Genomic DNA, 14,211 nt, shown 5'->3' on the forward strand with positions numbered 1-14,211 from the left:
GAAGATGAAAGCGATATGGATTTTTGCGGCAGTTGCCGCAGTGGGAGTTCTCTTTGCCGGAGAGACGGTGGTTCTTCCCTGGTCCGAAAATCTGAACCGGGTGGAACGATTTGAAAAGAACTGCTCCGGCGAGTTGACGATTTCAAAGGACGCAAAAGAGAATGCGATCCGGTTTGATGCGGAATTTACGCCCGGGACCGATTTCTGGTGTTATCCGCGTTTGCGTCTCGCCGCGGGGGAGTCGCTCGCAAAAGCGCAGGCGATCCGGTTCGAGTTCCGGGCCGAGCAGGAGAAGCCGGACGCCGGTTACCGGTGCGCCTATGTGATGTTTGAGAACGGAATGCCGTATTTCACGTTGCCCGCGCCGAAGCCGGAGTATCAGCAAGTCACGATTCCGCTGGCGGAAGCGGTGAAAGATCCCGCCTCCGTGCGGCAGTTGCGGATCGGAATGAATCCCCGTTCGGAGCGATTGACGTTTTTCGTTCGCAACATCGAGGTGCTCGGTGATCCTGCCGGGCAGCCGCCGTGCGATGTCGCCGAGGTTGTTACGGCGCAGACTCCCGGTGCGGCGTTTATTCAGGGGGAACCGCTCCGGTTCACGCTCAAGCCGTTTGTCGTTGCCGGGCCGCAGTGGGTTCTGAAGAACTGGAAAGGCGAGACGGTTCGTTCCGGCGCCTGGCCGCAGAATTCGCGTGAGCTGCTTCTGGAGCCGCTCCCGAACGGCTACTACACGCTGGAACTCACCTCTGATCGGCAGAAGTTCACCGGCTTCCGCAGTTTTGCGGTCGTTCCCGATCCGTCGTCCCGTCCACGCAATCCGGAGATGTTTTTTGCGATGGACACTGCGCAGAGCTGGCTGGCCCGGCCGGATTCCGCCAATTACCGTCACCCCGGTGACGCCTACGAAATCGTTTCGGAAGTTGCGAGGCGTGCGGGGCTCAAGATGGTGCGCGAGCGTATGAGTTGGAGCGAATGCGAAGCGGAACCCGGCAAATTCAACTGGAAACAGTACATGACCAACGCGGCATTGCTGGCGGAGCGCGGCGTGAAAGTCTCCGGCATGTACCACAATGCGCCGCAGTGGGCGAAAACCAATACGACCCATCTGCCGGGGGATCTGGTGGCGACTTACAACTTTGCAAAGAAACTTGCCGAGACATTCCGGGGGAAGATGGCGGACTGGGAGTTCTGGAACGAGCAGGATATCGGTTTTGCTCCGGAGGGTGCCTGGGACTACGCTTCGACGCTGAAAGCGGCTTATCTCGGGTTCAAAGCCGGAGATCCGGAGCTGCCGGTCGCGATCGGCGGTTACGCCCAGACCGATGTCCCGCCGTATGCTGACGCGGTGATGAAAAACGGTGCGGGAGAGTATTTCGACATCTTCAATATTCACACATACGCGACCTTGCGGGAGTATCCCGCTCTGCTTGGCAAAATCCGCGCTCATCTGGCCCGCCACGGGGTGGAGAACCGGCCGGTCTGGTTCACGGAAAACGGCTGCCGCATGGAGGGGTCCGGCTCGGTCGACAGTTATATGAGCGGACTGAAAGCCCACTCTCCGGAACAGGAGATGATCGTTGCCGAATTCCTGCCGAAGATGATGATTCTGATGCAGTCCCTCGGCGTGGATCGGGATTTCTTCTTCGTGCTGCCGCCTTACAACGAACAGAGCGGCAGCAAGGACTGGGGGCTCATGCGCCGGGATTACACGGTCAAGCCCGGTTTCGCGGTGTTCGCGACGCTGACCGATCAGCTTGGAGATGCGGTGTATGAGGGGACGCTGACGCTCGGCGACGGGATTCGCGGTTACGTCTATCGCGGCCGGGATGGGCGGAAGATTCTCGTGTACTGGAGCGAATCCGAACTCGATGTCGATGGCGGAATTCCGGCCGTGAATCTGAAAGATGCCAGGGAGAGGAAGTTCACTTTGAATTTGAACGGCACGTTTGACGGGGTTGACGCATTCGGAACGCCGTTTTCGGTGACGTCGAAAGGCGGAAAGCTTGAGCTGACCGCAACCCGGATGCCCGCGATCCTGACGGGAATCTCCGGGCTCGAGCCGACGGAGCGATTCACCGCCGTGAAGAAACAGGGGGCGCCGCGCGACAGCCGGTTTGACCGGACGATCGTCTTCCGCACCGAACTCTCGAACGACTTCGGGCTGCTCGGTGACAAATCCGCCGTGGATGTGAAACAGGAGAACGCCGCGTTCAAGCTGCAGGTGTTCAACCTCTCGGACAAAGTCAAAACCGGCCGGGTGATTGTCTCCGGCGGCGAAGTTTCCGGGCTGCCCGGCACGGTGACGATTCCGGCATTCGGCAAGGTCGAACTGCCGCTCACGATTTCGCCGGAACTCAATGAGAAGTTCCAGGGGGAGATCCGGATCAGCGGCACGTTCGAGGGGAAGGAGGCGACTCCTGCTGTGATTCCGTGCCGCATGCTTTCGCGGATGAGCCGGGAGAGTCGTGCCGTCGCCATGCCCGGCATGGAGGATCCCGGCAACTGGCGGCAGAATTCATCGGGGAAAATGACGATCTCTTTCGATCATGCGGAAAAGGGGATCCGTTTCCGGACGCAGTTCCCGGCCGGAGTCGACCGCTGGACCTATCCGGAGTATATTCTGCAGTTGCCGCAGGAGTCGCTCAAGGGGGCGATCGGATTGAGCTTCGAGGTGAAAGCTCTTCCGGCCGACAAGGTCAAGCAGATGCTGGTGATGGCCGTCATGGGAACGCAGAATGAGGGCGGAGACGCGGTCTATCTCCCGGTTGCGAAACCCACCGAAAAATGGGAGGAACGGTTCGTCGCGTTTCCGGAGGGACAGCTCGATCCGGATCGGATCCGCCAGCTGCGGATCGGCATAAATTCCAATGCCGATGACATCACGTATCTCATTCGCAACATCAAGGTGCTTTTCGCCAGATAAAGATCGAATCCGAGGCCGGGCTTTCCGGTCGAGGCGGAGGGTCGGATACGGTTTCCCCGGAAGCGCAATCTCCATCCCGTTCGGGGCGCGCAGCGGGGAAACCGGCTCTTTTTTCCGTCTCCGAGTGGAATTTTGACGGGAAACGGCTTATATTGTGAGGATTATCATATTGAAAAGAGGCTGTTCCCCCGATCATGAAATTCCATACTTCTGCACGGACGGCGTTTGAGGCACTCGGCGTCCGGATTCCCCCGGAGGCCGCGGAAGTCGAAGCGCGATTCCCGGTTTATGTCAACGATTACTATTTGAAACTGATCGATCCCGCAAACTGGCGGAACGACCCCATCGCCCGGCAGGCGCTGCCGGACCGGGCGGAGCTCGAGGACGATTCTTCGAGTTTCGATCCGCTGGCGGAGGAGATTCAGATGCCGGTTGCACGGCTGATTCACCGGTTTGCCGACCGGGTCGTGCTGCTGGCGACGGGGCGGTGCGCAATGCGTTGCCGGTTCTGCTTCCGGAAACGGACCTGGACCACCGGTATGGAGCTCGACGACATTTCCGATGCCGAACTCGAAGAGGCCTGCGCGTATCTGCGCCGGACTCCCGCGGTCCGCGAAGTGCTGATTTCCGGCGGCGACCCGCTGATGCTGCCGTTTGAGCACTTCCGCCGGATCGTCGATGCGGTTGCGGCGGTCGAGTCGATTGAGATCATCCGCATTGCGACCCGGCTGCCGGCGGTCTGGCCGCAGCGGATCGACGCGGAACTCTGCGACTATCTCCGGCGCATTCCGGGGCTCTGGGTCGCGACCCATTTCAACCATCCGCGCGAACTTTCCGCCGAGGCGCGGCGGGCGTGTGCTCTTCTGGTTTCCTCCGGCGTGCCGGTCATCAATCAGACCGTTCTGCTGAAAGGGGTGAACGACGATGCGGAGACGCTTGAACAGCTCTTCCGCTCGCTGGTTGCTCTGCGGGTCAAACCGCATTATCTGTTTCACGTCGATCCGGTGCGCGGGGTGCGCCACTTCGCGACGGGGATCGGGAAAGGGCTGGAAATTCTGCGGGCATTCCGGCCGCGTCTCTCGTCGCTGGCGGTGCCGACTTTCGCGATCGACCTGCCCGAGGGCGGAGGCAAAGTCGCCCTGCAGCCGGACTATTCGGCCGGAGCGGAAACCTATTGGGACATTCACGGGAAAAAAGCGATTCCCTACCGGATGATGCGTTGCAAAGAGTCCCGCTGAGCAGTATATTATATACTCCGCCGGAAAATCCGGCGAAAAACAGCAATCTGCCGCTGTGATGCGTGCCGCCGGGCGGCGCATTGTCGCGCCCCGCGCATTGCGGCTGTGGCCTGTCTGCGGCGACCTGTCTGAAAGGAAATTATGGACCATTTTGATGAATTCAGCAAACTCGGTATTTCCGAATCAACGTTGAAAGCCTTGCGGGATAAGGGGTTTGAATCTCCGACCCCGATTCAGATCCTCACGATTCCGAAGCTGCTCTCGGGAGGGCGCGACCTGATCGGGCAGGCGCAGACCGGAACCGGGAAAACCGCTGCATTCGGAATTCCGCTCATCGAACGCTGCCGTCCGGGGCGGAAAAAGCCGCAGGCGCTCGTGCTCGCTCCGACCCGCGAACTTTCGATCCAGATCGCCGAGGAGCTGAATTCCCTGAAAGGGGAGAGCACTCTGCGCATAGCGCCGTTCTACGGCGGGCAGGCGATCGAGATTCAGCTGCAACGCCTGCGCGACGGCATCGATGTTGTGATCGGGACTCCGGGCCGGGTGCTCGATCTGATGCGGCGCGGAGCGCTCGATCTTTCCGGACTCGATTTCGCGGTGCTCGACGAGGCCGACGAGATGCTCGACATGGGATTCATCGAGGAGATCGAGGCGATTCTCGCGGGGACTGCCCCCGGCCGGCGCATGCTGATGTTCTCCGCCACGATGCCGCCCGGAATCCGGAAGATCGCCGAGCGTTTCATGGGGGATTACGAGATGATACGGGTCGAGGGGACCCGGCTCGGAACCGATCTGACCGAACAGATTTATTTTGAGGTCCGGCGCGAGGACAAGTTTGAAGCCCTGTCGCGGATTCTCGACCTCGAGGAGGAGATCTATGCGCTGGTGTTCTGTCGCACGCGGAACGACGTCGATGAGCTCGTCGAACGGCTCAAGCTGCGCGGCTACCGGGCCGAAGCACTGCATGGCGATATCGCGCAGGCGATGAGGACGAAAGTCATCAACCAGTTCAAGGCGAAGAAATTCCGCATTCTCGTCGCGACCGACGTCGCTGCGCGCGGGATCGACGTCAGCGATCTCACGCACGTCATCAATTACTCGATGCCGCAGGAGACCGAGACCTATGTTCACCGCATCGGCCGCACCGGCCGCGCCGGACGGAGCGGGACGGCGATCACTTTCGTGACGCCCGCCGAATACCGGCGGCTGACGATGATCCGGCGAGAGGCCAATGCGCAGATCGAAAAACGCGAACTGCCCGGCGGAAAGGAGATCGTCGAACAGAAGAAACAGCGGTTTTCCGAACTCGTTTCCGAGGCGATTGCGGGAGGTTCCCATCAGGAGTATCTCTCCTTTGCGGAAGACCTCCTGAAGCTCGGGGCGTCTCCCGCCGAAGTTCTGGCCGCACTGCTGCAGCTCCGGTTCAAGGATGAGCTTCTGCCGGAGAACTATCGGGACTTCAGTCCGAAGAAGCGCGACCGCCGTTCCTGGGAGAGCATGCCGGACGATCACGGTTCCACCCGGCTCTGCATCGGCGTCGGCAAGCTCGACGGTTACGGCGCGGTGAAGATGCTCGATCTGCTCTGGGAGAAAGCCCGCATCAAGAAGAGCCGGGTCGGCCGAATCGACTGTTTCGACCGGTTCAGCTTTGTGAACGTCGATTTTGAAGCTGCCGAACAGGTGATTGCGGCATTTCGTCGCGGCGGTCCGGCCGCCCGGCTCGCGACTCCCCGCCCGGGGGAAGAGCCGGAGAAAGCCGAACGCTCTCCCGCCCGGGAGCGGTCCGGCGCGAAGCGGAATCCCCGGAAAGAGACGGCCGAACCCGTGGAGAAATCTCCGAAATACGGGAAGTCGACTCCGGAACGCGGGAAGAGGAGTCTGCGGAACTGGGTCGAGGAGATCTCTTCCGGCGTCGAACTCCGGGAGAAGCGGCGCCGTGGGAAAAAATAGTTGTATTTTGCCCTTTCCGGCTGTATGGTATGAGGGGTGGTGCTTTCGCACGAACGCGAGCGCACCTCAGAAAACGGAGCGGATGAGACCATGAACGACACGGATGAGGAGAGTTTATTCGCCGCGAACGTCACGCGGCCGCTGGCCGACCGGCTGCGCCCGCACTCCATCGACGAGATCGTCGGGCAGGATCATCTGCTCGGGGAGGGGGCGCCGCTGCGGTGCATGATCGAGTCGGGGCACCTGGCCAGTTTTATTCTCTGGGGGCCGCCGGGGTGCGGAAAAACGACGCTTGCACGGATCATGGCGAGTCGGACGCAACTTCATTTCGTCGCTCTCTCCGCGGTTTTTTCCGGCATTGCGGATCTGCGCCGCGCATTTGACGAGGCGAAGAAACGGCGCGCTTACGGCGAGGGAACGCTGCTCTTCATCGACGAGATCCACCGTTTCAACCGCGCGCAGCAGGATGGATTTCTCCCTTACGTCGAGAACGGCACGGTCGTGCTGGTCGGCGCGACGACGGAGAATCCATCGTTCGAGTTGAACAGCGCGCTGCTTTCCCGCTGCAAGGTGTTCATCATGAATGCGCTCGATGCGAATGCGCTCGACCGGATCATCGGGCGTGCGGAGACGCTGCTGGAGCGTCCGCTGCCGGTCACGGCCGAAGCGCGGTCGACGCTTGTGGAGCTCGCCGACGGCGACGGACGTTACCTCATCAATCTTCTTGAGACGGTTTACGATCTTGCTCCGGAGGGGGCGACGCTCGACTCCGCCGCGCTTTTGAAGCTCGTGCAGCAGCGTGCGCCGGTTTACGACAAGGACCGGGAGGGACATTACAATCTCATCAGCGCGGTGCACAAGAGCCTGCGCGGTTCCGACACCGATGCGGCGCTCTACTGGGCCGCCCGGATGCTTGAGGGCGGCGAAGATCCGCTCTATCTGCTGCGGCGGCTGACCCGGTTTGCGATGGAGGACGTGAGTCTGGCCGATCCGCAGGCGCTCCCGATGGCGCTCGCGGCTTGGGACGCCTATGAACGGCTCGGCTCGCCGGAGGGTGATCTCGCGATCGCGGAGCTGATCATCTACCTCGGCAGCGCGCCGAAGTCGAACAGCGCCTACACGGCCTGGGGAAAAGCGCGGAAAGCGGCGAAAGAGTTCGGCTCGCTCATGCCCCCCGCGCACATCCTGAATGCCCCGACCCGGCTCATGGCCGAGGCGGGATACGGCAGGGGATATATCTACGATCATGATACGGCCGAGGGGTTTTCCGGACAGAACTACTTCCCGGAGAAGATGGGGCGGCGGAAATTCTACGACCCGCCCGAACGCGGATTCGAGCGGGAGATCCGCCGCCGCCTCGCCTACTGGGAGCGGCTGCGCCGCGAGAAAGAAACAACCGGGGGCGAAACGCCGCGACGCTGACCCGGGACGGATTTATCACCGTTCGGCGGCTGCCGGGATTTCATCCCGTTCCGGCGTCCATCGCAGCAGAAGCCCGCTGTTGGCCGCAATCCGGATCTCGCTGCCGCGCAGCGTCCCGTCTCCGCAGACCGGCTCAAGCCGGCCCCCCGCCGGCAGCGTGAGGTGATCGGAAATTTCGGCGCAGGTGTTGTTGACCGCAACCAGCCAGGCGCCAGTTCCGGCGGGATGTTCGGTCAGAGTCAGAGACGGGTCGGTGCGGGTGACGATCCGCCGTATCCGGGCCTCTTTCGCGGCCGCTTCGTAGATCCGCCACCAGGGATCTGCGCCCGGCAGAAACGCACCGGAGCGGCGGCCGCATTCGAGTTCGATCGGAATCGTGCAGTAGAGCAGCCGCCCCGCTCCGCAGTTACATGTGCAGAAAACCGGGGAGTGATCGTCGTCTTCGGCAAGCACTTCCGCCCGGCGGTTCAGCAGACGGATGCAGCAGGGGGGTACGACCCGCGCATCGAGGTCGGCAAACCGGACATGCACCTCCTGTCCGGTGCGGGCGCGATAGTCGACGTCAACTCCGAACTCCTCGTTGAACGGCTGCAGAATTCCGTCGTCGCAGGTGACCAGAAGCACCGCACCGGCCCGCACCCGGGCCAGCAGCTTCCGGTAATTGCGGGCCGGAATCCCCTCGTTCCCCGCGATGGAGGGGAGAATGTAGAAATCCGATTCGGGGATTTCGCCGTTTCCGTCCGCGAATGTGATATCGAAATTCGCCTGCTTGGCCAGCAGAAATCCGGCCTGGGCAACCGTCCAGCGGTCCTGTCCCGGTGTGAGGATCATCACCGCGTTGCGGCGGAATTCCGGCAGGGCGGCAACGCGGTTTTCCTCGAGCATCCGGCGGAACGAGGAGAGCTCCCGGAGCGCCGCTCCGGGCGTCCCGTCAGCCGAGAACATTCCGAGCTCCCGCTCCATGGCGCACCAGTCGTAAGGCGTCTGTTCGAGGTGATCCTGATGAAACGCGCACCACCACAGCAGGCCGTGGCAGTGATGGGCATAGGCGTTCCAGAGCATGTTGCGGACGTACCCCGCGACGCGCGTTTCCCCGGCGAACGAGGGGCCGAGCGTCCCGGCCTCCTCGATGAACGCGGGGGCGCCGCCGAGATCGGCGTAGAGACGGGTTTCCGTCGCGGCGTGAAACGCATTGCGGATCGTGTTGACCGGTTCCAGATTGCAGTTCGGCGTGAAGATCGGGTAGGGGTGTGTGGTCAGCACATCTGTGAGTTCCCCCTGATCTTCGATGAGCCAGGCCCGGCCGCCCGGAACGTGGCCGACCTGCAGCGTGTGCATGCCGGAGACGACCGGGTGTGCGGCATCCTCCAGCCGGATCGCGTTCGAGATCAGGCAGGTCCAGAGCCATGCCTCATCGGGGTTGTCGATCTGTCCGCAGCAGTTGCACTCGTTGCCGAGATCCCAGGCCGAGACGGCGGGATGGTTCCGGAACGTTTTGACGAGGTACCGTACCATGCGCACCTCATACCGGAGGGCTCCCGGATCGGTCAGGACGTTCACTCCCTCGAATGCGCGGGGAACGTGCATGCGACCGCTCATCCAGCCCGTGAGCAGTCCGACGATGACGCGCACTCCTGCTTCCGCGGCGAGGTCGAGAACCGTCCCGAGCCGCTCGATCATCACCGGATCGACTCCCGCCCGGCCCGCTTCGGTGCGCTCCGGCGCCTCTTCCCCGCGCCGCATCTCCCGGAAAATCTGTTTGTAGATGGTGTGCCGGACCAGCGGCTGAAAATCCGGCCACAGCGGAAAAATACGCACCACTTCGATGCCGTTCGCGGCCAGCAGTCTGAGGTCCTCTTCCACCCGGGCGCGATCCCATTCCCGCCACATGGCGGTTCCGGCGTGCGAGGCCCAGTAGTTGCATCCGACGAAAAAAGGGGAATCCGTTTGAAACATCTCCAGCTCCTGCAATCTCAGCGAAATAATGAATCCTGTTCCGGCTCGATGGAGTAATGCAGATCCGGCAGAGGCCGTCCCCGCCGATCCGTGAAGCGCACGATGAAACCCGATCCGCCGCCGGCATTCGAGATTTTCAGCAGCAGGCGGTTCCATCCTTTCTCAAGGGTGATTTCTGCGGCGTCCTCGTCCGGGGTCACACTGCGGCGGGCTTCGTTCCGCCAGACCTCGCGGCCATTGAGCATCGCCGCGATGCCGTCGTCACTGCCCAGGCGCAGGACGGCCGACTCCTGCCGGGGCGAGTGGATGCGCACGAATGCATAGCAGATCGTCTTTTCTCCGGCGAAACCGGGTGTCGCCAGATCGACCGCACCGGGCAGGGCGTCGGTCGCGCCGTCCTGTCCGCGGCAGGCGGTCCAGCGGCGTCCCGCGCAAAGCTCCCCCTCCCGTGGTGAGAGCTGCGACTCTTCCGCGACCGCGGTTTGAAGCAGTCCGGGCGCGGGAATCGGGCCGAGCAGCAGAAAACGGTCGATCCATCCCGCCTCTTCCCCGGGGGGAGTCCGCCAGCCGATGCGCAGACGTAACGCTGCGGCTGATTCGGTTTCCCCGATCCGGACCGGCAGCGGGATGTCGTGCCGTTTCAATCGTGCGGCAGGCGGAATTTCGATCACTGCGGAAATCCGCCGTTCCGTTCCGGGCGCGAGGGTAAGTCGGCGATCCGCCGCCGGAAATGTGATCCGGTAATCCGGCGCAATGACATTCTCCAGAACGAAACTTTTCGCATGTTTGAACGGATTGACCAGCCGGATTTCGACCTTTCCTGTTTCTCCCGGGGCGATTACGGAGGGGGCCGTTTCGATCTGGACGGGGATCGCGCTTTCGCATTCTCCGAGAAGATAGAGCGGATTTTCCGAGAGCGGCAGCAGCAGCTGTTCTCCGGCGGCGGTCTGCCGGATTTTCCGTCCCATGATATCCCGGATTTCGACCGGCGTACCGCAGGTGAGTGCCAGGGCGGAACGCTCCCGGGTGGTCCAGACGACCGCGACCGCCCGGCCGGTTCTGTCACGATAGTTCATCTGGTAGATTCCGTCGCGGTCCGTTTTGCGGGACTCGTAACGGCTGCCGCGCAGAAAACGGCAGAACACCTGAAAGGCGACCAGCGACGGCGCCGGTGTATTGTCCGGATTCAGAATCGACCAGCCGTTTTTCCCGAAATTCGCATGGCGGAACTCGTACCAGAAGAGCCGCCGGTGTCCCGCCATGGCCATGGCGAGATAGCGCACGATGTATTGAGCCTGCCGTTCCGGAGAGACCACCGAGAGTCGTGGATGATGGATTCTCCAGCTGAATTCCGTCACGTAAAGCGGCCGGTCGACGCCGTCCGCCGCCGCCGTCCGTCGCATGGCGGCCTCCTCCTCGAAGATTGTTCCGGTTCCGGCGGAGGGATCCCAGTGGGTCAGCATTTTGTCCGGATCTTCCGGCGTGGTCTGCGTCCGGTAGGGATGGTAACTGACCGCGTCGAATGCGGGAAACGCCCCGAGTTCACGCAGTTTGTTCAGGTAATTCACGTCCGTTGAGGCGAGTCCCGGAGAGATGATCCGGCACTCTGGAGCGTTGCGGCGGATCGCCTCCGCCGCCCGCCGCAGGGATTCGACGTACCAGGCCGCTCCGCCGTTTCGGAAGTCACACTGCCATTTGCTGCGGTGATTGGGCTCGTTCCCGAGCTGGCACTCTTTCAGGTAAGGCCGATAGCGCCGGGCGAACGCCGCCACGAATTTCTCCCAGGCGTCCAGGTCATCCGGCCGTCCCGTCATCTGCTGGTACTGCCCCGAATCCGCCGGCACCGTCGACGCCGTCGCCCAGGAGGGCGCATACTCGAAAAACGGGAAAACCGTCAGCCCGCTCCGCGCCATCTCCTGGAACAGCAGATCGTAGAAACTCCAGTCGTAAACCCCCTTTTCGGCCTCGACCATATCCCAGGAGATTCCGGTGCGGACATGGTCGATCCCCGCCAGTTTCATCAGCGGATATTCCGCGAGATTGCAGATGATGTTGCGGCCCGTGTCCATGCCGCTGTTGACGCCGAACGCGGAATCCTCCGGTGCACAGGGGATGCGCGACAGGTCGAAGAGAATGGCGAATGAACTTTCCCGTTCCGCCAGAACCCGTTCCCCCGCCAGACAGCGGAATTCCACCCGGTAATATCCCGTCTGCGTCACCGGCAGCTCGAGAACCGTCTCCGCTCCTCCGGCTTTGAGCGGCAGAACCGTCTCCTCCTGCGCGGCCGGATTTCCGAAAAAATCCCGGGCCCGGCAGATCACGCGCACTTCTTTCCCGGCGGGTGACGCGCCGGCGTGAAGCCGAATCCGGTAGCGGACCCGGCTCCCTGCCGGAAAAAGCGCGGACTCGTGTTCTCCCAGGGCGGTCGTCTGCAGATGGTACTCGTCATCGGCGAGGGGGCGCAGCAGTACCCGTCCGGCATGAATGCCGGGGGCGTCGCGGTATCCGGACGCTCCCTCCACTGCGATCACGTTGGCACCGTCCCGCACCGCTTCGGCCGGAATCAGGTAGTCCGGCCGCTCATCGAAAGAGCGGGGAACTCCGAACGTTTCCCCCACTTTGATGCCGTTGAAAAACGTCGTATCATTGCCTTTGATCCGGCCCACGTTGAGCCGGTAAGCTCCGCCGTGTTTCATCTGTACCGTCGTCCGGCTCTGCATGAGCCCGTACCGGAACGGCTCTTCCGGCCTGCCGGGAACGGGATAACTTTTCCAGCTCGAATCGTCGAAGCCGCACCGGGTCCAGCTGCGGTCGGCGCAGGCCGTGAACGGGGCAAACCGGTAATGCCACCGGCGCGGAATGTCGACGGCGGCGGTCTTGACTTCCCCCTTGAGCCGGAAATCGAAATTCCGGATCGAGACGGTGCTGTTCGCCCCTTTTGCCGTGTGGATCTGCAGCTCTCCGGAGAGCGGAGTTCCCTGAAGATTCTCCGGAATCGTCAGTTCTCCGGCCAACTTCACATACGTTTCGCTCCCCGCGGTCTGCAGCTGCCGCGATTCCCGCAGCGCCAGATACTCACGGTCTCCATCCCCCCGGACCAGCATCAGGCGGATCGAGCACGGAGAGCCTTTCACTTCGCAGGAGACGGCCACTTCCCGCACGCGGCTCAGATCGAGCGGATTGCAGCGCCGGGCGAATCGCCCGCCCGCCGGCGCTCCGGAAAACGTCACCTCCCCGGGCCGCCAGAGGAGCGTGATGTTCTCCTCCGGATACCAGCTCTCGGGGCCGCTCCGGAACGGAACCCCCTCCGCCGCGGCATTGATCTCCACCTCGGCAAATCCGCCGGGCGCTTCGCCGCCGTGCATGGAATCGATTCGCAGAGAGACGCTTGCCGCTTCCCGGTTCACCTCGATTCGTATGGCGCGTCGCGGCAGGTCGGGCAGCTCCAGCCTGCGGAATTCCCTGCCATCCAGCAACAGTGTCACCTGCCGCGGCACCGCCGCATCCCGACGGTACGGCGTGAACAGCACAATGTGATCGATCTGCCGTGTTGCGGGAAAACGGAAATTCAGAATCCGTCCCCGGTTCTCCCCCGTGACCATCCCGATTTCCCGGCTGCCGTCAGTCAGACACCGGAGCACTTTCTGCGAACTCTCCTGCGACCAGAGCGTGGTATCCGGATTCCGGGCGAGATTCTCCCAGGCGCTTTCCGCTGAAGTCCCGCACGCGAGCAGCAGCGCCGCGGCACAAAACAGTTTGTAAAACGGATTCATCTCAGAATTTTACCTCGGAAAAGTTCTCCAGAGCCCCCGCAATCCAGCCGGTCTCTCCGCTGATCGAATATTTCACTTTGACCTCCCCCGGAATCAGCGTCGCGGCATGGCCGTCCGCCATGACCGCATTCGCCCGGCCGGAGTGCCCGAAGTAGAGCACACTCTTGTCGTACCAGTTCCGGATATGGTAACCGCCGACCGTTTTCTGCACGATGTTGCCCGAATCCCCGATCACGATCAACGCGGACGGTTTCCCCAGCCGCGCGAGTGAACGGTGATAATAAAGATCGTTTCCGCCTGTCTCCGGATTGTAGGAGACCAGCCCCAGCGTGAAGTCCGCGTATTCATCCGACGCTCGCTTTTCAGTTTTCGGACAGTAGAAATGTGCCAGATTCCGTACCTCTTTCTTCAAATTGGATTTACCCGCATATCCCAGCCGCGAGAGAAACGCCGCCCATTGCAGTTCCGCCCCGTCCCATACGTTGAGCGCTGCCGGCAATATGTCCTGGTAATCGCCCGTGTAGAATGTCGTGACGGTTCCGCACTGTTTGAGGTTGTTCAGGCAGTTGGTCGCCCGGGCCCGCTCCCGCGCTTGATTCAACGCCGGCAGCAGCATCGAGGCGAGAATCGCGATGATCGCAATCACCACGAGGAGCTCTATGAGCGTAAACGCCGCTTTTCTCGTCACCAGGTCGAGGGAGGCAGGGGGCGTGTCCGCCGCCCCCCGCACCCCCTGCGTCCGGCAAGGTGCCTTGCGGGTGAGCGTTGCAGGGGCGAGGGAGGCAGGGGGCGTGTCCGCCGCCCCCCGCACCCCCTGCGTCCGGCAAGGTGCCGGTGCCGTGTACGGGTCGGAGTCGGACTCGGCTGCGGTTGGCCGGTGCGGGGAGAAAGAGCCGCAAAAACACGAAGCAATCTTCCCGCTTTTCTGCGGAAAGATTTCTTCGCGTTT

Annotated in this window: 7 protein-coding genes; 4 read left to right on the forward strand and 3 right to left on the reverse strand. The window is 62.3% G+C overall.

Annotated elements, in window-relative coordinates; translation table 11 throughout:
* Positions 1-4: 4 nt before the first annotated feature.
* The 4 genes from Q0J85_RS09190 to Q0J85_RS09205 all read left to right on the forward strand — a co-directional run bounded on the left by Q0J85_RS09190 (position 5) and on the right by Q0J85_RS09205 (position 7,533).
* Complete coding sequence (locus tag Q0J85_RS09190; RefSeq protein WP_294480651.1) at positions 5-2,923, forward strand: hypothetical protein; 2,919 nt, start codon at positions 5-7, stop codon at positions 2,921-2,923.
* 194 nt (positions 2,924-3,117) lie between these two features.
* Complete coding sequence (locus Q0J85_RS09195) at positions 3,118-4,161, forward strand: KamA family radical SAM protein (RefSeq protein ID WP_294480654.1); 1,044 nt, start codon at positions 3,118-3,120, stop codon at positions 4,159-4,161.
* Positions 4,162-4,302: 141 nt separating this feature from the next.
* Complete coding sequence (locus tag Q0J85_RS09200) at positions 4,303-6,111, forward strand: DEAD/DEAH box helicase (RefSeq protein WP_294480656.1); 1,809 nt, start codon at positions 4,303-4,305, stop codon at positions 6,109-6,111.
* A gap of 90 nt (positions 6,112-6,201) precedes the next feature.
* Positions 6,202-7,533, forward strand: a complete 1,332-nt coding sequence (locus tag Q0J85_RS09205; protein WP_294480657.1) for a replication-associated recombination protein A — start codon at positions 6,202-6,204, stop codon at positions 7,531-7,533.
* 15 nt (positions 7,534-7,548) lie between these two features.
* Here the strand turns inward: Q0J85_RS09205 and Q0J85_RS09210 are convergent, their stop codons facing one another.
* The 3 genes from Q0J85_RS09210 to Q0J85_RS09220 all read right to left on the reverse strand — a co-directional run.
* Complete coding sequence (locus Q0J85_RS09210) at positions 7,549-9,489, reverse strand: hypothetical protein (RefSeq protein WP_294480659.1); 1,941 nt, start codon at positions 9,487-9,489, stop codon at positions 7,549-7,551.
* Between the two features lie 17 nt (positions 9,490-9,506).
* Complete coding sequence (locus tag Q0J85_RS09215) at positions 9,507-13,262, reverse strand: hypothetical protein (RefSeq protein WP_294480661.1); 3,756 nt, start codon at positions 13,260-13,262, stop codon at positions 9,507-9,509.
* Between the two features lies 1 nt (position 13,263).
* On the reverse strand, positions 13,264-14,211 hold a 948-nt coding region (locus tag Q0J85_RS09220; protein WP_294480663.1), incomplete at its 5' end, for a prepilin-type N-terminal cleavage/methylation domain-containing protein.

The organism is uncultured Victivallis sp. (assembly GCA_944389935.1).
Lineage (GTDB): Bacteria > Verrucomicrobiota > Lentisphaeria > Victivallales > Victivallaceae > Victivallis.

What these genes read in the sequence shown, in the direction of transcription:
- Q0J85_RS09200 (WP_294480656.1), top strand. Translation starts at nt 4,303, where the DNA reads ATGGACCATTTTGATGAATTCAGCAAACTCGGTATTTCCGAATCAACG.
- Q0J85_RS09195 (WP_294480654.1), top strand. Translation starts at nt 3,118, where the DNA reads ATGAAATTCCATACTTCTGCACGGACGGCGTTTGAGGCACTCGGCGTC.
- Q0J85_RS09215 (WP_294480661.1), bottom strand. Translation starts at nt 13,262, where the DNA reads ATGAATCCGTTTTACAAACTGTTTTGTGCCGCGGCGCTGCTGCTCGCG.
- Q0J85_RS09210 (WP_294480659.1), bottom strand. Translation starts at nt 9,489, where the DNA reads ATGTTTCAAACGGATTCCCCTTTTTTCGTCGGATGCAACTACTGGGCC.
- Q0J85_RS09205 (WP_294480657.1), top strand. Translation starts at nt 6,202, where the DNA reads ATGAACGACACGGATGAGGAGAGTTTATTCGCCGCGAACGTCACGCGG.
- Q0J85_RS09190 (WP_294480651.1), top strand. Translation starts at nt 5, where the DNA reads ATGAAAGCGATATGGATTTTTGCGGCAGTTGCCGCAGTGGGAGTTCTC.